This is a genomic window from Gordonia sp. (in: high G+C Gram-positive bacteria) (assembly GCF_047606305.1).
In the GTDB taxonomy this organism is placed as follows: domain Bacteria; phylum Actinomycetota; class Actinomycetes; order Mycobacteriales; family Mycobacteriaceae; genus Gordonia.
In genome coordinates, this window is record NZ_JASGER010000034.1 from 1 (window position 1) to 19,922 (window position 19,922).

At 71.2% G+C, this 19,922-nt stretch carries 21 protein-coding genes and 1 pseudogene; 4 read left to right on the forward strand and 18 right to left on the reverse strand.

Annotated features, from left to right (window positions below):
• The 13 genes and pseudogenes from QM634_RS05185 to QM634_RS05245 form a co-directional block, all read right to left on the reverse strand.
• Positions 1-716: SLBB domain-containing protein (locus QM634_RS05185; RefSeq protein WP_415041706.1), on the reverse strand; the 716-nt coding region annotated here is incomplete at its 3' end.
• Positions 717-814: 98 nt separating this feature from the next.
• Entirely contained in the window at positions 815-1,570 is a 756-nt protein-coding gene (locus QM634_RS05190; RefSeq protein WP_415041707.1) for an esterase/lipase family protein, read from the reverse strand.
• Complete coding sequence (locus QM634_RS05195; protein WP_415041708.1) at positions 1,570-2,289, reverse strand: hypothetical protein; 720 nt, start codon at positions 2,287-2,289, stop codon at positions 1,570-1,572. The genes QM634_RS05190 and QM634_RS05195 overlap by 1 nt, the downstream gene beginning before the upstream one ends.
• Complete coding sequence (locus tag QM634_RS05200; protein WP_415041709.1) at positions 2,289-3,134, reverse strand: DegV family protein; 846 nt, start codon at positions 3,132-3,134, stop codon at positions 2,289-2,291. The genes QM634_RS05195 and QM634_RS05200 overlap by 1 nt, the downstream gene beginning before the upstream one ends.
• A gap of 22 nt (positions 3,135-3,156) precedes the next feature.
• Positions 3,157-3,897, reverse strand: a complete 741-nt coding sequence (octT, locus tag QM634_RS05205) for a diglucosylglycerate octanoyltransferase (protein WP_415041710.1) — start codon at positions 3,895-3,897, stop codon at positions 3,157-3,159.
• Complete coding sequence (locus QM634_RS05210) at positions 3,894-4,601, reverse strand: histidine phosphatase family protein (RefSeq protein ID WP_415041711.1); 708 nt, start codon at positions 4,599-4,601, stop codon at positions 3,894-3,896. The genes octT and QM634_RS05210 overlap by 4 nt, the downstream gene beginning before the upstream one ends.
• Entirely contained in the window at positions 4,598-4,963 is a 366-nt protein-coding gene (gene rsfS / locus QM634_RS05215) for a ribosome silencing factor (RefSeq protein ID WP_415041712.1), read from the reverse strand. The genes QM634_RS05210 and rsfS overlap by 4 nt, the downstream gene beginning before the upstream one ends.
• Positions 4,964-5,017: 54 nt before the next feature.
• The gene (locus QM634_RS05220) at positions 5,018-5,272 is read right to left on the reverse strand and encodes a CD225/dispanin family protein (RefSeq protein ID WP_415041725.1); all 255 of its coding nucleotides are present in this window, start codon (positions 5,270-5,272) and stop codon (positions 5,018-5,020) included.
• Between the two features lie 234 nt (positions 5,273-5,506).
• Positions 5,507-6,907: pseudogene (locus tag QM634_RS05225) on the reverse strand (amino acid permease); the annotation flags it as partial.
• 58 nt (positions 6,908-6,965) lie between these two features.
• The gene (gene nadD, locus QM634_RS05230; RefSeq protein ID WP_415041726.1) at positions 6,966-7,631 is read right to left on the reverse strand and encodes a nicotinate-nucleotide adenylyltransferase; all 666 of its coding nucleotides are present in this window, start codon (positions 7,629-7,631) and stop codon (positions 6,966-6,968) included.
• A 95-nt stretch (positions 7,632-7,726) separates the two neighbouring features.
• A complete protein-coding gene (locus QM634_RS05235) occupies positions 7,727-9,133 on the reverse strand; it encodes a vWA domain-containing protein (RefSeq protein ID WP_415041713.1) in 1,407 nt (468 codons plus the stop codon).
• Positions 9,134-9,137: 4 nt separating this feature from the next.
• Positions 9,138-10,082, reverse strand: a complete 945-nt coding sequence (locus QM634_RS05240) for an AAA family ATPase (RefSeq protein WP_415041714.1) — start codon at positions 10,080-10,082, stop codon at positions 9,138-9,140.
• Entirely contained in the window at positions 10,082-11,365 is a 1,284-nt protein-coding gene (locus QM634_RS05245; RefSeq protein WP_415041715.1) for a glutamate-5-semialdehyde dehydrogenase, read from the reverse strand. Before QM634_RS05245 ends, QM634_RS05240 begins: the two co-directional genes overlap by 1 nt.
• Positions 11,366-11,539: 174 nt before the next feature.
• Between QM634_RS05245 and QM634_RS05250 the strand changes: the two genes are divergently transcribed.
• A complete protein-coding gene (locus tag QM634_RS05250) occupies positions 11,540-12,229 on the forward strand; it encodes an HNH endonuclease family protein (RefSeq protein WP_415041716.1) in 690 nt (229 codons plus the stop codon).
• A 34-nt stretch (positions 12,230-12,263) separates the two neighbouring features.
• Here the strand turns inward: QM634_RS05250 and recG are convergent, their stop codons facing one another.
• Both recG and QM634_RS05260 read right to left on the reverse strand, forming a co-directional pair.
• Complete coding sequence (gene recG, locus QM634_RS05255; protein ID WP_415041717.1) at positions 12,264-14,516, reverse strand: ATP-dependent DNA helicase RecG; 2,253 nt, start codon at positions 14,514-14,516, stop codon at positions 12,264-12,266.
• Positions 14,517-14,521: 5 nt separating this feature from the next.
• On the reverse strand, positions 14,522-16,210 hold the full coding sequence (locus QM634_RS05260) for a DAK2 domain-containing protein (RefSeq protein ID WP_415041718.1): 1,689 nt from the start codon (positions 16,208-16,210) through the stop codon (positions 14,522-14,524).
• A 152-nt stretch (positions 16,211-16,362) separates the two neighbouring features.
• On the opposite strand from QM634_RS05260, the gene rpmB reads away from it, so the two are divergent.
• A complete protein-coding gene (gene rpmB / locus QM634_RS05265; protein WP_415041719.1) occupies positions 16,363-16,551 on the forward strand; it encodes a 50S ribosomal protein L28 in 189 nt (62 codons plus the stop codon).
• A gap of 77 nt (positions 16,552-16,628) precedes the next feature.
• Positions 16,629-17,408: an enoyl-CoA hydratase/isomerase family protein gene (locus tag QM634_RS05270; RefSeq protein ID WP_415041720.1), complete on the forward strand. Its 780-nt coding sequence runs from the start codon at positions 16,629-16,631 to the stop codon at positions 17,406-17,408.
• Here the strand turns inward: QM634_RS05270 and QM634_RS05275 are convergent.
• Genes QM634_RS05275 through thiL form a run of 3 tightly spaced genes read right to left on the reverse strand, consistent with a single transcriptional unit; the run spans position 17,405 to position 19,578 of the window.
• A complete protein-coding gene (locus tag QM634_RS05275; protein ID WP_415041721.1) occupies positions 17,405-18,082 on the reverse strand; it encodes a uracil-DNA glycosylase in 678 nt (225 codons plus the stop codon). The two genes, QM634_RS05270 and QM634_RS05275, sit on opposite strands and share 4 nt — an antisense overlap.
• A gap of 7 nt (positions 18,083-18,089) precedes the next feature.
• Positions 18,090-18,611 (reverse strand): gamma carbonic anhydrase family protein, encoded by a 522-nt coding sequence (locus tag QM634_RS05280; protein WP_415041722.1) that lies wholly within the window; start codon positions 18,609-18,611, stop codon positions 18,090-18,092.
• A 19-nt stretch (positions 18,612-18,630) separates the two neighbouring features.
• On the reverse strand, positions 18,631-19,578 hold the full coding sequence (gene thiL / locus QM634_RS05285; protein ID WP_415041723.1) for a thiamine-phosphate kinase: 948 nt from the start codon (positions 19,576-19,578) through the stop codon (positions 18,631-18,633).
• A gap of 34 nt (positions 19,579-19,612) precedes the next feature.
• Between thiL and QM634_RS05290 the strand changes: the two genes are divergently transcribed.
• A partial coding sequence (locus QM634_RS05290) for a DUF3515 family protein (RefSeq protein WP_415041724.1) occupies positions 19,613-19,922 on the forward strand: 310 nt, incomplete at its 3' end.

Sequence of the window (19,922 nt, forward strand, 5' to 3'; positions counted from 1 at the left end):
ACCCCGACGACCGCGCTGCGCAGCCCGGCGCGCCCCGGGGCCGGGGCGAGGCCGACGATGACCTGGTCCCCGTCGCGAAGGGGGCGCGCGAGGTTCAGCGACAGCAGGTCGGCACCGCGCTTGGCGCCACCGGCGGCCCGCACCGCGTCGGCCAACCGGGATTGCGGGGGCATGCGCACCAGGCCCGGTCGGTGGACGAGCCCGACGACGCTGACGACGATCGGGGCGCTTGGTGCCGGCGCGGCGCTCCCGGTCGTTGGCGGCGCACCCGAGGAGGTGGGCCCCGCCGATGGTGGGAAGTCGATGACGGGGACGGTCTGATCGGGCGCGCGCAGCGCGAAGTAGGCGGCGATCAACGCGGCGACGATGCCGACGCCGACCAGGGCGACGGCCGCCGGGGGCAATGGCTGCAGGCGATGACGCGGCGCGTCGTCCTCCTCCTCGTCGCGCCAGGATTCGTCGGGGTCCAGATCGGTCAGGGCGAACCGGTCCGGGTCGGTCTGTGCCCGGCCGTCGCCCCACTGTGCCTGCGGTTCGAGCCAGCGCGGCGCCGCCGTGATCCCCCACCGACCTAGGGTCGGTTCCGACCCGCCGACGGCCGCCTCGTCGACGTCGACCGATTCGGGGTCGACCCGCTCGGGCTCGGGCGATGGGCGCACCAGTCTCGCCAATCGTTGTCGCACGATTTCCGGCTCGCCCAATCGCCCCCGCTGCATGCGCCCGAAGGTAGGCGCCCCACCCGGTCGACGATCGACGCCGAGCCCCCGCGCGGCCGGGACCTGTGGATGACCACGATCTGTGCGTCGCGCCGTGATCAGCTCGCCGAGGCCACCGCCGCGCGGATCAGGTCGACGGCCACCGGGTCGTATCCGATCAGCATGTGGCCGCTGCGGATCGACGGGTCCAACTCCTGCAACACGATGTTGTCGGCGCCGTCGACGGCCACCGAGGCGGGCGCCGCGAAAGCGTCTCGCGTGCTGGTGATGGTCGTGATCGACCTACCCGTGGAAGCCGCGTCGAGCTCGTCCAGGTACTCCGACCCGGGGATCAGCCGCAACGCCATCGGGCACACGACTCGCACCGCGCCGCGCACGACGGGCGCGGTGAACAGGGCCGCCCACCCGCGCCGGAAGCCGTGGTCCTGGGCACTGACGAGGACCGCTCCCCCGACCTCGGCGGCGGTCGAGCGCACCACGTCGCGGATGACCACGCCGCCGAAGGACTGCCCGACGAGCACCACCCGCCGCTGACCGGTCGCCTTCCGGACGCGCCGCAGGAACTGCTCCACCGCGGCGACCTGCACCTGCGGCTCTCGAGTCCCGAGGCCGGGCAGGTTGCAGGCGAAGACCCTATGCCCGTCGGCGATCAGTCCCGGTGCCAGCCGGTGCCAATAGAACTCGCCGGGCACGAAGGAGCCGGGGATCAGCACAACCGGCGTGCCACCGCCCCGATCGGCCCAGTCGTTCACGCCGGCCGGCCATCGACCACGCCCGCGGGCCAGGCCGACGACCGTGGCGACGGCACCGCGTCCCGCGGCCCCCGCCACCCCGACCGTCCGCGCGAGGGCCATCAGGCGTCCCCGACGGGGATCGACACGACCATCCGGGTCCGCGAGTCGTTGTAGTAGCGCAGATTCAGCACGAACTCCCATGCCCCCGACGGCGGGCGGTTTGCCGGCAGCCGGAACACGCCCCGGTCGACGAACTCCACGGACACGCTGATCAGGGCGTCCAGCCCGTCCGGCCCGCGGAAGCTCGGGGCCTCGCCGATCTCCCAGAGGAAGCCCGTCGAGTCCAACGGCACCGTGAACAGCAGGGGGAACACCGTGACGCCCCAGACCTTGTTGTGCTCGTAGGCGAAGAAGCACCCGTCACCGAGGACGATCTCGTGCAGCGGACTGCCGACCTTGTCCAGTCCTGGGATCCCGAAGTCCACCCGCGCCGTCCCCGAGCCGACGAGTCCCGGCGCCCGGTAACCCCTGCGGCTGAGGAACATCCGCCACCGTGACGGCCCCACGGTGGGCACGGCACGGAAATCGACGGTGAACCCGTCGGGGAACTCGACGCCGATCTCGCGGATCGAATAGGGCCGACCGTTCGACGCGGTCGGGAACTCGAAGGAGGCACTCAGACCGGTCGTCGTCCCCGGGACCGTCGACGTCAGTCGGAAGTCGACCGCCGGGTCCGGCAGGTCGACACCCCGCGGCGCGCGCGGCGCCAGCGCCCGCGACATCACCGCGGAGAACCGGGTCAGCGCGCCGTTGCGCTCGGTGGTCGCCGACGGTGCCATCAGTCGATCGGCGTCAGGGTCGAGCCCACCGTCACCCCGACGGCACCCTCGCCGACGTGGACGCTCAGGACGGGACCGAGCGGTGCGGTCAGCGCGACCACGATGTCGGGGATGCGCTCTTCGAGCTCCGCCATCACCTGGCCGGCGACCTCGGGCGCACCGCAGTGCTGCACACCCACCGACACCGGGCGGGCGCCGGAGACCTCGCAGGCCGAGTCGACCATCTTCGCCACGGCCTTGGAGAACGTCCGGTGCCGCTCGCGCAGCGTCAACGAGCCGTCGACGGTGTGCAGGATCGGTTTGATCGACAGCGCCGAACCCAGCATCCGGCTGGCGGCGCTGATCCGACCGCTGGCCCGCAGGTGGTCGAGGTCGGACACGCAGATCATCGACTCGATGGTCGCCGCCTCGCGCACCGCCGCCTCATAGGCCCGGTCGCGGTCCTCTCCGCGCGCCGCGGCCTGGGCCGCCACCAGCGCGGTGAAACCGACGGCCAGACCCACCGAACGCGAGTCGACCACCCGAACCGCACCGTCGTACTTGTCCGCCGCGACGCGGGCGGCGCTCCACGTGCTGGACAGCTTGCGCGACATGTGGACGGCGACGACGCCGTCGCCCTTGGAGTCTTTGACCGCCTTGGCGAAAACCTTCTCCATGTCGGCCGGGGTCGCACCGGAGGTGGTGACCCCGGGGGTTGTGATCAACCCGTCGGGCATCTCGTCGAGGTTCTCGCGGTAGTCCTTGCCCTCGTAGGACACGTGCAGCGGCACCTGCCGGATCCCGTAGCGCTTGGCGACTTCGGGTGGCAGGCAACACGACGAATCGGTCACGACGACGACGGGCACGGCTCTACGTTAGCCGGTCGCCTCAGCGGGCGGGGGCGCCCGGTTGGTCCCCGTCCCCGGCCAGTGCCGAGCGCACGACGGGGGCGACCAGATCGGCGATCTCCTCGTGACAGCGAAAGCCCCAGTGGATGCCGTCGGGGTTCATGTCCTGCGGGTGATCGGTGAACTCGTCGCGGGTCACCGGATAGAAGTCGACCGTCGCCAGCCCCTGCCGGTCGGCCCATGCGCGCATCGCCGATGTCGTGGGCACGCGTCCCTCGTGCACGTTGCCGTAGTACGGGCTCGCGTGCGTGGGCGGCAGGCATACGACGATCGGCAGATCGGGGCGCAACTGGGCGATGGCGTCGCGCACCTTCTCCAGGTACTCGACCGTCACCTTCGGCGGGAGGGCCAGCGGCCAGCCCAGGCGGGCGGCGCGCGGCTGCACCCAGGCGTACCCGTCACGCACCGTTTGACGCAGTCGGTTGGGACGCAGGTACCGGATCTGCTCGCGCAGGGCGGTGGGCAGCGGCGACGGGAGGCTGTCCATGCCCCCATAGGCGAGGAGGACGACCTCGGCGTGCGGCAGCGCTGCCCAGATCCGCGGGTCCTGGGTGATCGCCCACCAGATGTCCCGACTGGTCCAGCCGATGCGCCCGAAGAGCTCGACCGGTCGGCCGACCCGCTGACCGACGAGGTTCGGCCAGATGCGGCCGTCGTCGGCCGCCAGGCCGCCCTGCGGGCCGTAGTAGGCCAGGGAATCGGAGAGGACGACGATGCTCACGACTCGTCGACCCCGCTGTTCCACACGTCCAACCGCCACCGCAGCAGCGGGGCACCGTCCAGTTCGATCTGATGCCCGGAGAGCTGCACCCAGCCGCAGTTGGCCAGTCCTCCCAGTGCGGGCCAGTTGTCGACCGGGAGAGCGAGGAGGGAGGCGGTCAGCGCGGCGATGCAGCCGCCGTGGGCGACGAGGACGACCGGCGCCTCGGGCCGCGGGCCGGTCCCCCACTCGGGCAGGTCGACGAGGAGGTCGTCGACGACCGGGGTGATGCGCTCGGCGACGTCGACGCGCGACTCCCCGTGCGGCGGGGCCCAGCGCGCGTCGTCGCGCCACACGCGTCGTGCCCCCGGCGCGATGGCGTCCACCTCGGCGTGGGTGAGGCCCTGCCAGTCGCCCAGGTTCGTCTCCCGCAGGCGCGGATCGCGGGTGACCGACAGGCCGGTCAGCTCGGCCAGCCGGTCGGCGGTCTCGGCGGCCCGGCGCAGGTCCGACGACCGGATCAGCAGCGGGTCGCGCTCGGCGAGGGCGGCCGCGGCGGCCGCGGCCTGACGCTGACCGCGTTCGGACAGGTCGGTGTCCAATTGGCCCTGCATCCGACTGTCGGCGTTGTAGTGGGTCTCACCGTGCCGCCAGAGCAGCAGACGGCGCACGACCGGCGTGAGGCGCTCAACGCTGGTGTCGTGGGTGTCGGCACCCGACCTCACGGCGTCGGCAGCCCGAGGTCGATCTCCGGGCAGTCCTTCCACAACCGCTCGAGCGCGTAGAACTCGCGTTCGTCGGCGTGCAGGATGTGGACGACGACGTCGGTGTAGTCGAGCAGCGCCCAGCGGCCCTCGCGGGCGCCTTCGCGGCGGGCCGGTTTGTGGCCGGCCTCGCGCATCTTGTCCTCGACGTCGTCGACGATCGAGTTCACCTGCCGCTCGTTGTCGGCAGAGGCGATCACGAAGATGTCGGTGATGACGAGTTGCTCGGAGACGTCGATCGCGACGACGTCGGTGGCGAGCTTGTCGGCGGCGGCGGCGCCGGCGATGCGGGCCATCTCCACCGATTCGGGTGCTGCGGTCATGGGTACCAGCGTCTCACGGCGCACGACCGGCCGGCGACACCGGCATCGGCACGGCTATCGGCTGCCGATCAGCAACCACGCCAGCACGCCGACCGCCACCACGACGCCAATCACCATGGCGATGATCGCGGCCAGGCGCGAGAGGTTCGCCGACCGATGGGCCATCTCGTATTCGCCGCCCTCCCACTGCGGGTGGACCGAGGCGGCCTTGTACACCGCGAACAACCCGACCGGCAGGAAGAAGCCGCACGAGAGGACGGCCCACCAGAAGCCGTCCTTCGGCTCGGGACCGGCCTCTTCGAGCGTCATCCGGGGGCGGGGCGGCTCGATCGGCTCGGGCTCGGGCGTCGCCTCCAGCGCTTCGATCGGCGGGCGCGAGCGGGTGATGTTCGGCGTCTCCCCGGCGTCGGCGCCAGCGGTCGCCGCACCGGCGGCCGTCGCGGCGGTCGCGGCTCCGACGGCGGTCGCCACGGCAGCACCGCCGTGGCCCTCGTGCTCCTCGGGCGCAGCCCACTCGTGGGTGCGGTTCTGCTGGATGGCGCGCCAGATCAGATAGGCGATCACGACGAGCGCGAACCAGACGACACCCACGACCAGGGCGGTGCGCCCGGCGCTGGTGAAGCCGAGCAGCACCAGCACGCCCAGGAAGAAGGCCAACGTCAGATAGGACGTGTACGGGGCACCGGGGACGCGGTAGTCCGACGGCGGCAGCAGCCCCTGGCGGATCCGGCTGCGGTACACCAGGTGGCAGACGATGATCACCGACCACACGACGAGGATGCCGACCGTCGAGACCGAGGTGATCCACAGGAAGGCGCGCTCGGTGTCGATGACGTTGACGATGACTCCGATGACCATCACCAGCGCCGAGAGCACGATGCCCGCGACCGGGACGTGTCGGCCCGACAGGCCCGACAACCGCCGGGGGGCGTCGCCGCGCAACGACAACGACCGCAGCATCCGGCCGGTCGAGTAGATGCCCGAGTTGCACGACGACAGCGCCGCGGTCAGCAGCACGAAGTTGATGATTCCGGCCGCTCCCGGGATGCCGACGTCCTCGAAGACCTGCACGAAGGGGCTGGTGCCCTCGTGGAAGTTGCGCCAGCCCTTGACGCACAGGATGACCAGCAGCGACCCGACGTAGAAGATGCCGATGCGGAAGGGCACCGAGTTGATCGCCTTGCGCAGGGTGACCTTGGGGTTCTGCGCCTCGCCGGCGGTCACACCGACGAGCTCGACTCCTACATACGCGAACATGACGATCTGCAGCACGAGCAGCGCGTCCCAATGGCCCTTGGGGAAGAAGCCGCCGTCGTTCCACAGGTTGGTGACCGACGGTCCGGTCTCCGGCCCGAATCCGGCGATCGGCAGGAGGATGCCGATGCCGATGATGATCATGCCGAAGATGGTGACGATCTTGATCATCGAGAACCAGAACTCGGCGGTGCCGAACACCCCGACCGAGATCAGGTTCGCGCAGAACAGCACGGCCAGCGCGACGAGGGCGACCAGCCACACCGGGATCGAACCGATGTGCAGCAACCGGCTGAGCGGGCGCTCCTCACCGGTCTGCGAATCGATGCCGAAGTAGTAGTTGACGTATTTGCCGGCGACGGTGATCTCGGCCATGCAGGTCGTCGCCCACACCGCCCAGTAGGTCCAACCCTGGCTGAACCCGGCGAAGCGGCCGAGGAACTCGTCGGCGTATTCGGAGATGCCGCCGGCGACCGGGCGGTACAGCAGCAATTCGCCGAGGGCGCGCATCATGATGAACACGGCCAGACCGGCGACCAGGTAGGCCAGCAGCAGGGCCGGGCCGGCCATCTCGATCGCCGCGCCGGAGCCGTAGAACAGACCGGTGCCGATCGCGCCGCCGATGGCGATCATCTGCACGGTTCGCGTGGTCAGGCCGCGCTGATAACCGGCGTCGGTGTCCACCGTCACCTCGTGGGGCCCGGCGGGTACCGGTTCGGTCGTCGTCACAGAAGGCTCCTTCTGGGTTTCAGCCCGGCGCCGAGACGCTCGGTCCGGTGTTCGGCCACTTGCGGTAGAGGCCGCGCTTGGCGATGTATTGCACCACTCCGTCCGGTACCAAATACCACACGGGCTGGCCGGCCGCAGCCCGTGCGCGACACTCGGTCGAGGAGATCGCCAGCGCGGGGATCTCCAACATCTGCAGGGTGTCGGCGGGCAATTCGCGCAGGTGCTTGGCGAGGTGGGAGGCCGACAGTTCGTACCCGGGTCGGCTGACGCCGATGAAATGGGCGAGCGAGAACAGCTCGTCGAACTCCTGCCAGGACAGGATGGACTCGAGGGCGTCGGCGCCGGTGATGAAGAACAGCTCGGCATCGGGCAACAGCCGACGAAGGTCGCGCAGGGTGTCGACGGTGTAGGTGTTGCCCGCGCGGTCGATGTCGACGCGGCTCACCGCGAACCGCGGGTTCGACGCCGTGGCGATGACCGTCATCAGATAGCGGTCCTCGGCCGGGCTGACGTCGCGGGCCGAGACCACCTGCCCGGGCTCCCCCGACCCGCCCGACTCATCGGCGGTCTTCTGCCACGGTCGGCCGGTCGGGACGAAGATGACCTCGTCGAGGCCGAATCGGTGGGCCACCTCGCTGGCGGCCACCAGGTGCCCGTTGTGGATGGGGTCGAAGGTGCCGCCCATGACACCGACGCGACGCGGACCGCCGGGGGCCCGACGAGCGGGGCCGTTCGCCCCGGGACCGTGCGCCTCTGCCGACATGCGGCCAAAGCTTACGCTCACACCGGGAGCAGGTCACCAATCACCTTCGCGAGTTGCTCGGCGTTGCGACACTCGTGCATCTCGATGATCTCGGCGTAGACGTCGGCGTCCGAATCGCCGGTGCCCCACTCCTCGCGCCGCTCCGGGTTGAGCCAGTAGGCGTGGCGCACCCGGTCGGTCAGCTTCGCCAGCGATTCGGACTCGGTCCAGTGGTAGTTGTTGCGCGCGTCGCCGAGGATCAGCAGCGCACCACGGTGCGTCAGTGAGTCGAGGTAGTCGCGCGCGAAGCCCTTGAGCATGTGCCCGTAGTCCGAGTGCCCGTCCCTCGTCGAGATCCGCGACTGCGTGATCATCGCGTGCATGACCTCGCCGAACGACTCGTCAGACTGGCTCCGCTCGAAGTACTCGGTCACCTCGTCGACCGTGTCCACGAAGGCGAACACCCGCACCTTGGAGAACTGTTGGCGCAGTGCGTACACCAGCTGCAGGGTGAACTGCGAGAACCCCGACACCGAGCCGGAGACGTCGCAGATGATGACCAGTTCCGGGCGCCCCGGGCGGGGGCGACGATGGGTGAGCTTGATGGGCACTCCCCCGGTGGACATCGAGGCGCGCAGCGTCCGGCGCACGTCGACCGGGCCGTGGCGGGCCCGTCGACGACGGACCTCCAGCCGGTCGGCCAACAGCCGGGCCAGCGGCTCGACCGTCCGACGGATCTGCGCCAGGTCCTTGGCGCTCGAGTGCAGGAAGCTCATCTGCTCGGGCAGCTTGGGTACCGCGTACTCGGCGACCCTGTCCCGACCGTGCCGACCGGCCATCCGCCGCTGGGTCTCCGACTCGATCGCCGCCCGCAGCTCCGCGGCCCGATCCGCGGCGGCCCGCCGGTACCGGGGCTGGGTGCCGGGCCGCGCACCCGATTCGTCGTCGGCGGCCCCGCGCGCCATGGCCGCGGCAATCGCGGCGATCAGCGTCTGCGGATTGATCGTCGACGTGGCCTGGTAGGCCGAGAAGGCCTCGCCGCGCGCGCCCTCGTAGCGGCCGAACTCCTGCACGATCATCGCGACCATCTCGCCCTGGCGGCCGTCGGCGGCGGCGGTGTCGTCGGCCATCACCTCGGCGACCATCTCCCGGAAGGCCTCGACGTCGATGTTCCCGTCGGCATCGCGCGGCAGGTCGGTGTCGGTGGTGCGCGCCCCGTCGCCGAGGGGGAACCAGAGGTCGAAGGCCCGGTCGAACATGTCGCGGTGCATGTGAGTCGTCAGCAGTGTCGCCGCGAGGCCTTCGCGCAGCCCCTCGCGATCCAGCAGGTCGAGGACGCCGACGGCCCGCCCCGCGTCGAGGAGCGCGGCCGGGCCGATGTCGATCCCACGCGTGCGCAGCTCGTCGACGAACTCGACGAGGTGATCGATGAGCGGCGCCGACAACGGGTCAGTCCAGCTTGAGTTCTTTGCGCGCGGTCGCCAGGTCGGGCCGGTGCTTGAGGACGACGCCGAGGGTCCGCGAGATCAGCGAGTCGTCGATGCGCCCCTTGGCGAGATTGGCCTCCGGGGTGCCCGCGGCCGCGCCGCCGGACAGGGCGAGCAGGGTGTTGCCCCAGTCGATCGTCTCCGACACCGACGGCTTCTTGCGGATGTCCAACCCGCGCAGCGCCCCGATGACGCGCACGACCTCCGCGGCGAGGGCATCAGGCAGGTCGGGCACGCGGCTGGCCAGGATCTCCTTCTCCCGCCCGGCGTCGGGGAAGTCGATGTGCAGGTACAGGCAGCGGCGCTTGAGTGCCTCGGAGAGCTCCCGCGCGGCATTGGACGTCAGGATGACGATCGGTCGGCGGACCGCCCGGACCGTGCCCATCTCCGGGATGGAGACGGCGAAGTCGGACAGGACCTCCAACAGCAGGCCCTCCATGTCGACGTCGGCCTTGTCCACCTCGTCGATCAGCAGCACCGTCGGCTCGGTGCGCGAGATCGCCTTGAGCAGCGGACGCGGCAGCAGGAACTCGTCGGAGAAGATGTCGGCCTTCGTCTCGTCCCACTCGCGCGAGCCGGTCGACTGGATGTGCAGGATCTGCTTGGCGTGGTTCCACTCGTAGAGCGCCCGCGCCTCGTCGAGGCCCTCGTAGCACTGCAGTCGCACCAGCTCGGCGCCGGTGGCCGCGGCGATCGCCTTGGCCAGCTCGGTCTTGCCCACGCCCGCCGGCCCCTCGACGAGGAGTGGCTTGCCGAGACGGTCGGCGAGGTAGGTGGCCGTCGCGGTCGCCGCGTCGGGCAGGTATCCGGTCTCGCTGAGCCGTTCGGCGACCTCGGGCACCGACTCGAAGACGGGGACGATCGCGGTCTCGTCGGACGGTGCGGCAGATCTTGCGTCGGCGGCCATCAGACGGGCCGGATCTGGCCGTCGCCCCACACGACCCACTTGGTGGAGGTCAGCTCGGGCAGCCCCATCGGCCCGCGCGCGTGCAGCTTCTGGGTGGAGATGCCGATCTCGGCGCCGAAGCCGAACTGCTCGCCGTCGGTGAAGGCGGTGGAGGCGTTCACGATGACCGCGGCGGCGTCGACGCGCTTGGTGAACTCGTTGGCCGCGGCCAGATCAGAGGTGATGATCGCCTCGGTGTGCCCGGTGCCGTAGCGGCCGATGTGGTCGATCGCGGCATCCAGGTCGTCGACGCGGCGCACCGCGATGTCCAGCGACAGGTACTCCTCGCTCCAGTCGCGCTCGTCGGCCGGCTCCATCCCGTCCTCGTCGCCGTGGATGGTGACACCCTCGCGCCGCAGCGCCGCCATGAGGCGCGGCAGGGCGACGTCGGCGATGTCGCTGTCGACCAGCACCGTCTCGGCGGTGTTGCAAACGCTGGGCCGGCGGGTCTTGGCGTTGACGACGACCGTCTCGGCCATGTCGAGGTCGGCCGCGGAGTGGACGTAGACGTGGCAGTTTCCGGTGCCGGTCTCGATGGTCGGGACCGTCGCGTTGGCGACGACCGCGTTGATCAGTCCGGCGCCGCCGCGCGGGATGACGACGTCGACGAGGCCGCGCGCCTGGATGAGCGCGGTGACGCTGGCACGGTCGTGCGCCGGGAGCAGCGCCACGGCGTCGGGGTCCACGTCGTGGGCGGCGAGGACCTCGCGGAGCACGGAGACCAATGCCGCGTTGGAGTCGGCGGCCGAACTCGACCCGCGCAGCAGGACGGCGTTGCCGGATTTGAACGCGATGCCGAAGGCGTCGACGGTGACGTTGGGGCGCGCCTCGTAGACGATGCCGACGACACCGAGGGGCACGCGCACCTGGCGCAGGGTCAACCCGTTGGGCAGCGTCTTGCCCGCGATCACCTCGCCGATGGGGTCCGGCAGGCCCGCGACCTGCCGCAGACCGTCGGCGATCCCGCGCACGCGGTCGGGGTTCAGGCGCAGGCGGTCGAGCAGGCTGGCCTCGATCCCGGCGGCCTCCGACCGCGCGATGTCGGCGGCGTTGGCGGTCAGGATCGCGTCCTGTGCCTTCTCGATCGCCTCGGCGGCGGCCAGCAGGACGGTGTTCTTCGCGGCGGTCGACAGGCCGACGAGGCGGCGCGCGGCGGCCTTGGCGGCCGTCGCCAGCGCCGTGACCTCGGCGGTCACCGCATCGGCCGGCGCGCTGGCGCTCGGGTCCAGGGTGGGTGCGCTCATCGGGTTCCTTCGCTCGAGGAGAACTGCTCGATCAAGGTTAACGCCGCGGCGGGACCAGACCTTCCACCGCCTTCCGCCGAGCGTGCCCAGTTTCTCGTCGAACGTGCCCAGAATTCCGCCGAGCGTGCCCGACCACCTGGAACCGAAGTCGCCGTGCGGCGCGTCTAAGTCCCCATGAGGGGAAACCTGTCGCTCCGAACGTGGGCCCTGTTGGTGCTCGCCTCCGCGCTCGCGGTCTTCGCCGCCGCGACGCTGGTGGCCGATCGTTGGCGGCCCACGCCGCCGTCCGCGGCGGGCTGGCTCGGCGAACTCCATCGCATACCCCGCGTTGCCGCTCGTATGCCGCACCGCTCCGATTACGTGCGATCGGCGTTCGGCGCGGCCTGGGCCGACGCGACAGATGCGGCCGGCGGCAACAACGCCTGCGACACCCGCAACGACATCCTGCGCCGCGACCTGCGGGAAATCGTCACCACGACCGGTCCGCGCTGTGCGTCGACCGTCACCGCAGGACGGTTGCGCAGCCCGTACAGCGGGCGCGTGCTGGTGTTTCGACGCAGTCGGGCGACCGCGGTGCAGATCGACCACATCGTTCCGCTGTCGTACGCCTGGGACATGGGCGCACACGGCTGGCCGCCCGCCGTGCGACTGCGCTTCGCCAATGATCCGGCCAATCTGGTCGCCGTCGACGAGCGGTCCAACCAGGACAAGAAGGATCTCGAGCCGGCCCGTTGGATGCCTCCCGCCCGCGGCTTCCACTGCCAGTACGCCAAGCAATTCGTTGCCGTCTTCGCCGCCTATCCGCTGCTGCTCGACGAACCCTCCGCGCGCACCCTCGAACGGGCCCTGCGCAGCTGCGGCTAGGGCACGCTCGACGAAATTCTGGGCACGCTCGACGTCAGGACTTGTCGAGGAAGTCCGCTCGTGACCCCACGACGGCGTCCACGATCGTCGCGGCTCCCGGGTGATCGGCCAGGTCGAAAGAGTCGTCGACGACGTGTTGCGCCAGACCTCGGGCATCGGCGATGACGTCCGCGTCGTCGAGCAGCGACAGGAACCGCAGCGAGGAGGCCCCGCCGGACTGCAGCGCACCCAGCACGTCGCCCTCGCGGCGCTCGGCCAGGTCGAGGCGGGCCAGTTCGAAACCGTCGGTGGTGCCGGCGACCGCGGTGAGCCGCCGGAAGGCGCTGGAGCCCTCGGGCACCCCGGTGAGCAGCAGGCACAGACCGGGCAGGCCACCACGACCGACGCGGCCGCGCAACTGGTGGAGCTGGGAGACGCCGAAGCGATCCGCGTCGACGATGATCATCACCGTCGCGTTGGGCACGTCGACGCCGACCTCGATGACCGTCGTCGACACCAGGACGTCGGTCTCGCCGCGCGTGAAGGCGTCCATCACGGCCGACTTGTCGTCGGGCGGCATCCGACCGTGGAGCATGTCGATGCCGGCATCGGGCAAACGTGCGCCGACCTCGTCGAACAGGTCGAGCAGCGACACCGGTTCCCGACCGCCCTCCGACGACGGCGCCGCCTTCTTCTCGTCGTCACCGATGCGCGAGCACACGACGTAGACCTGCCGACCGTCGGCGATCTCCTCGCCGGCGCGCTCCCACACCCGGTTCATCCAGACCGTGTTGCCCATGGGCACGACCGAGGAGCTGATCTCCTGGCGCCCCTTGGGCAGTTCGGTCAGCGTCGAGGTCTCCAGGTCGCCGAACACCGTCATCGCGACCGTCCGCGGAATGGGGGTCGCGGTCATGACCAGGTGGTGCGGCACCCGACCACCGGCCGCCTTGGCCCGCAGCACGTCCCGCTGTTCGACGCCGAAGCGGTGCTGCTCGTCGACGACCACCAGCCCGAGGTCGAAGAACTCGACGTTCTCCTGCAGCAGCGCATGGGTGCCGATGACGATTCCGGAGGTCCCGGTGACGACGTCGAGCAGCGCCTGCTTCTTCTCGGCCGTGCGCTGTGACCCGGTCAGCAGCGACACCGACGTGGCGCGGTCGGCGGCGCCGAGTTCACCGCCGATGCCGAGGTCGCCGAGCATCGCGCGGATCGTCCGGTGGTGCTGGGCGGCCAGGACCTCCGTCGGGGCCAGCAGCGCACACTGCTGACCGTTGTCCACGACGCGCAGCATCGCCAGGAGCGCGACGAGCGTCTTGCCCGAGCCGACCTCGCCCTGCAGCAATCGGCTCATCGGCGCCGACCGGTCCAGCTCCTCGTCGATCTCGGCCAGCACGGCCTCCTGGCCGTCGGTCAGGGTGAACGGCAACCGCTCCCGCAGCGCGTCCTCGAGGCCGCCGGGCACGTGCGGACACGCCCGCGCGGTTTCGACGCGCCCCAGGCGCGCGCGCTGGGCGAGGACCAGCTGCATGGCGTAGGCCTCGTCGAAGCGCAGGCGCTCGCGCGCGGCCTCGACGTCGGCGAGCTGGTCGGGCAGGTGGATGTTGCGCAGCGCATCCTCGGTGCCGACGAGTCCGCGCTCGGCGCGCTGCTCGGGGGTCAGGGCGTCGGGCACCGGCGCGAGTCTCGCCAGCACCTGGCGGACCGCACCCCAGATGTCCCAGGTCTGCACGTCCTTGGTGGCCGGGTAGATGGGAAGGATGGCCCGCTCGAACGCCTCGTCGAGGCCGACCTCGTCATCTGATTCGGCCTCGCGCGCCTCCTGTTCGACGGCGTACAGCTGCTGCATCATCGAGTTGCCGACGACCGCCACGTCGGGGTCGGATCCGTCCGGCAGCACCGCCCATTCCGGATGGGACAGCTGGACCCGCCCGTTGTAGAGCTTGACCTTGCCGGCCATCATGACCCGCGCCCCCGGGCGCAGCTTGTTCTTGATGTACCGGGGGTTGAAGAAACTCGCCTCGTACACGCGGGTGTCGTCGTCGACCGAGACCTTCAGGAACTGCCCGTGGCGACGGCGCATGTTGACCAGATCGGCCCTGGTGATGCGCCCGACGATGGTGATCCACTCGCCTTCGGCGGGCAGCTCGTCGGAGGCGACGACCCCGGCCTGCGCATAGCGTCGCGGTGTGTAGAACAACAGCTGGCCGACGGTCTCGAGTCCCAGTCCGACCAGCTTGTCGGCCATCCCCGCGTCGAGGACCTGTGCCAACGGGGTCGCCGGCGTCACCGCCCCCGGCTGTGCCACTGCGCTCACTCCACCCCGACCTGCAGCACCGAATCATCCTGTCCGCACGGGTACACCGTCAGCTCGATGCCCGGGAAGACGCGCTTGACGTGGTCCTGCAGCCGCTCGAGCACGTCGGGGTGCTCCTCGAGGTGCTTGCCGGCGAGCACGGTGATCAGCTCGCCGCCGGTGGCCAGCATGAGGTCGAGCAGCGCGGTCGTCGCGGTGAACGGGTCCTCGCCGATCACCAACGCGTCCGAGCCGATGTAGCCGAGCATGTCGCCGGCCTCGCTGGTGCCGGCCAACGTCATCATCGGCTCCTCGCAACGCCGCACCGATCCCCACCGGGTGCCCGCGGCCGCCTCGGCCATCGCATAGGCGTCGACGTCGGGCGACTCGGAGGGATCGTGCACCGCGAGCGCGGACAGGCACTGCACCATCGACAGCGTCGGGATGAACACGACGGTGCGGTGCGTCGACCGGGCGCCCGCCGCGACCGACACCAGCTCTTGCGACGCCAACTCCCCGTTGGCCATCACGACCACGTGGGCGGCGTCGGTCGCCCGGATGGCCTCGGCGACGGCCTCGGCGGACACTCCCTCGTCGGCGACCACGACCGCCGCTCCCGCCTCGGCGAACAGGTCCCGGGCACCGTCGCCCTTCGCGATGACGACGATCGCACGCTTGTGCTTGGGCAGGGGCTCGTCGTCGGAGCTCGCCGCACGCAACGCGTCGAGTGCGAAGCAGGAGATCCGCACGTCGCTGATGGCGCCGACCACCGCGCCGGCCTCGACCGCCTTGCCCGGATCGTCGGTGTGCACGTGCACCGAGAAGCGCTCGCCCTCGTCGCTGTTGTCGCCGACGATGACGACGGCGTCGCCGATCTCGGCGAGGTAGTCCCGCAACCGACCGATCCGCTCCTCGGCCGACCCGTCGAGCAGGTACATCACCTCGAAGTCCATGTCCGAGCTGCCGTCGCACGCCTCGTCGGCGCGCTGGGGGGGCACCGCGCCGTCCATGAGCAGGCCCCGGTAGCTGCGTCGCTTGTTGGCGACGCCGGTGAGGACCAAGACCATCGAGTCGAGCAGGACGAGCATTCCGCGGCCACCGGCGTCGACGACACCGGCGTAGGCCAGCTCCGCAAGCTGTTCGGGGGTCCGCTCGAGCGCATCGGCGGCGGCCTCGGCGGCCGCGCGGGCCAAGTCGGCCGGGCTGGCCGTCAGATTCTCGTGCGCGGCGGCCGCGGCTTCGCGCAACACCGTGAGCACCGTGCCCTCGCGCGGGTCGCTGACCGCGCGCACCGCCGCGAGCGAGGCGAGCTGCAGTCCCCCGGCGAACAGTCGGGCGAAGGAGTGGTCGCGCTCGGTGGCGGCGATCGCGGCCGCATCGGCGACGCCGACCAGCACCTGGGAGAGGATGATCCCCGAATTGCCGCGCGCGTGGGCGACCGCCGCATCGGCCATGGCCCGCGTCACCGTCGCCACGTCGGCCTCCGAGTCGGCCTGCTCAGCGGCCTCGGCCGCGGCCGTCATGGTGAACACCATGTTGGAACCGGTGTCCGAATCCGGGATCGGGAAGACGTTGAGCTCGTTGATCTCCGACCGCGCCGCCACCAGCCCGTCCGCGCACGCCCGGGCCCAGTCGCGCAGCAATTGCGGGTTCACCCGGGGAGGGCGGTCACCGCGCGGTGCTGGGGCCGGAGCTGCTTCGGACATCGGAATCGAGATTAGCCCAGGTGCCTGATTTGGAGGCCGCCCCGCGCTGCGGCTATCCTTGTCAGGTTGCGATCGGCGCGGCGCAAGTCAGCCGCGGCCGGTCCCGCATCACCAGACCTAGAGTTTTACGACGATCAAAGGGAGTGTTCGATATGGCTGCCGTCTGCGACATCTGCGGCAAGGGCCCCGGCTTCGGCAAGTCGGTTTCGCACTCGCACCGGCGCCACAGCCGCCGCTGGAACCCGAACATCCAGTCCGTGCGAGTCGAGGTCGCGCCGGGCAACCGCAAGCGCAAGAACGTGTGCACGTCCTGCCTGAAGGCCGGCAAGACCACCGTCTAAACCGTTTTCGCCACGACCCCCGATGGGCTTCTCGCCCGTCGGGGGTCGTTGCTGTTGCACCCGATAGTCTGAGGCCCATGAGCGACTCGACCCACGTGACCTCCGCCGACGGTGTGCTGACCATCGCCGTCTCGACACCGGCGAACGGCACCGCGATGGACCCGGCGGCCGTCGACGAGGCCGCCGTCGCGCTGGCCGACCTGCGCGACGGCGCCCGCGACGAGAAGGCGATCCTGCTGGTCGGCACCGGGAAGAACCTCTGCGCCGGCGGGAACGTGGCCTCCTTCGCCGCCGCCGACGACCGCGGCGCCTTCCTCGCCGACCTCGCCGATCGCATGCACGCGATGATGGGCCTGCTCCTCGACTCGGGCCGACCGGTGGTCGTCGCGGCCAAGGGCTGGGCGGCGGGCGCCGGGATGAGCTTCACCCTCCTCGGCGACGTGGTGATCGGCGGACCGTCGACCAAGATGCGGCCGGCCTACCGGGGCATCGGGCTCAGCCCGGACGGTGCGATGACCTGGACGCTCCCCCGCGCCGTCGGCGCCGCCCGCGCCCGGCACATCATCCTGACCGACCAGGTCATCGGCGCCGAGGAGGCCCTGGGCATCGGGCTGCTCTCGGAGATCGTCGACGACGAGCTGGTCGACGGCCGCGCGCGGGAGGTGGCCGTCGGGTTGGCCGCCGGACCGGCCGCCGCCCTGCAGGCGACCACGGCGTTGTTGCGGGCCGGTGCGACCAGCTCCCTCACCGACCAGTTCACCGCCGAATCGGCCTCCATCGCCCGCCTGGCGAGCGGCCCCGAGGGGGTCGAGGGCGTGAACGCCTTCGTCGAGAAGCGCACGCCGACCTGGCCCTAGGGCAACCGCCAGTCCACCGGCTCACAGCCCAGTTCGGCCAGCGCGGCGTTGGCCCGGCTGAACGGGCGGGAGCCGAAGAACCCCCGCGAGGCCGACAGCGGAGACGGGTGTGCCGACGCGATCGTCGGAACGTCGGGCAGCCATTGCGCCAGGTTCTGCGCATCCCGCCCCCACAGGATCGCGACCAGCGGATCGTCGCGCGCGACGAGCGCTTTGATGGCGCACTCGGTGACCTGCTCCCACCCCTTGCCGCGGTGCGAGCCGCTGTCGAAGGCGCCGACGGTGAGCACCCGGTTCAGCAGCAGCACACCGTGATCGGCCCACGGGGTGAGGTCGCCGGTGCTGGGCCGCGGGTAGCCGAGGTCGTCGCAGTACTCGGTGTAGATGTTCGCCAGCGAGCGCGGGATGGGTGTGACGTCGGGGGCGACCGAGAAGCTCAGGCCGACGGCGTGCCCCGGCGTGGGATACGGGTCCTGGCCGACGATGAGGACCCGCACGTCGGACATCGGCCGGGTGAAGGCGCGCAACACGTGCTCGCCGGCCGGCAGGTACCGGCGGCCCGCGGCGATCTCGGCGCGCAGGAAGTCGCCGAGCTCGGCCACCACCGGGGCGACCGGCTCGAGGGCCTGCGCCCAGTCGGGGGCGACGAGTTCGGAGAGTGGTTTGGCGGTCATCGGGCGGTCAGTCGAGTCGACGGAGGTTGTCGCGGTAGTACTTGGCGTTCTCGTAATACATGGTCGTGTTCACGTCGAGATGTCCTGCGGGCACCTCGTGTCCCTCGCGGATCTTCGCCGGGACGCCCAGCGCCATCCGACGCGCGGGGACCTCGCCGTCGAAGGGGACGACGGCACCGGCGCCGACGATGGCCCCGTCGCCGACGGTCGAGCCGTTGAGGACCACCGACGCCGAGGCGATGAGGACGTCGTCGCCGATGACGGCGCCCTCGATGTGGGCGTTGTGCCCGACGACGCAGCGGGCGCCGATGACGGTCGGGTGCAGGACCGTGCAGTGGATGATCGTGCCGTCTTGGATGTTCGTCTTCTCGCCGACGGTGATCGTGCCGTAGTCGCCGCGCAGCACTGCGGTCGGCCAGACCGACACCCCGTCGCCGAGCGTGACGTCGCCGATGACGACCGCGTCGGGATGGACGTAGGTGTCGGCGCCGAGCGTCGGCTCGCGGTCGCCGAGTGCGTAGATGGCCACGACTGTGAATCTAGCGCCTTCAGACGCTGTGCCACCCCTCGACCCGCGGCGGTCGGCCGTCGACGCACACCGGTTCTGGCTGCGAACCCGACCGCAGCACCCGCCCGATGACCGACCACCCGCCGGGAACGTCCCCGGCCGCCCCGAAGGCGGCGAGGAGCTCGTGGTCCTCCCCGCCGGCAAGCGCCCAGGTGCGCGCGTCGAGACCCGCCTGCTCGGCGACGGTCGCCGTGGACACGGTGATCGGAATCGCCGCGGTGTCGACGTCCACGTCGACACCCGAGGCCGCGGCGAGCAATCTCAACTCCTCGACCAGGCCGTCGGACACGTCGGTCATCGCGTGCGCGCCGGCGCGGGCGGCGATCGGTCCCTGCGCCGGATCCGGTGCCGGACAGCGGAACGCCGCGACGGCCTCGCCGTCCTCGACTCCGCGGCTCAGCGCGGCGTAGCCGGCGGCGGAGGCGCCGAGGGGGCCGCTCACCGCGAGCACGTCCCCCGGCGCAGCGCCGGACAGCCGCACCGGCGCCACACCGTCGAGCACCCCGACCGCCGTGATCGACACCGCGATCTGCGCCGCTTCGACGAGATCGCCGCCCAGTACCGCGACACCGAGGTCGACCGCACGGTCGACGACGCCGTCGTTGATCCCGGTGATCAACTCCGCCGGGGCCGTGGACGGGGACGCGAGAGAGACCAGGATCCCGGTCGGCCGAGCGCCCATCGCGACGACGTCGGCGGTCGCGGCGACGACCGCCCGCGCACCGATCTGCCCCGGGGTCGACCAGTCGAGCCGGAAATGGTGCCCCTGGACCGCGGTGTCCACGCTGAGCACGGTCGCGCCGGGGGCGATGACGGCAGCGTCGTCGCCGGGGCCGACGAGCACGCCCGGCGCACGACGGGCGGCCCGCGCGAACTCGGCGAGCAGGGCGCGCTCCCCCACGTCGCCGACCGTCCGCTGTGCTGTCACGATCGCCCAGTCTAAGCGCCGCTACGCTGGGTCCGTGTCCACCGACGACCACAACGACCCATCGACGCGCGGCTCCTGGATCCGGGGCGCCGACGGTCGCCTCTCCCCCGCCTTCGTCGCCACGCTCGTCGCGGTGCCGGTGATGGTCCTGACCGGGTTCATCACCTACGCGGCCCTGCGCCCCGACCCGGCCACGCCGCTCGACCCGATGCCCGTCGCCGCCGGCTCGGACAAGGCGTGCGCTCCGCTGATGGGCGCGCTGCCCGGCAAGCTCGGCGACTACGGCGACAAGTCGGTGTCCGGCACGACGGCGCGCTGGCGCTCGCGCAGCGGGGACTCGGTCG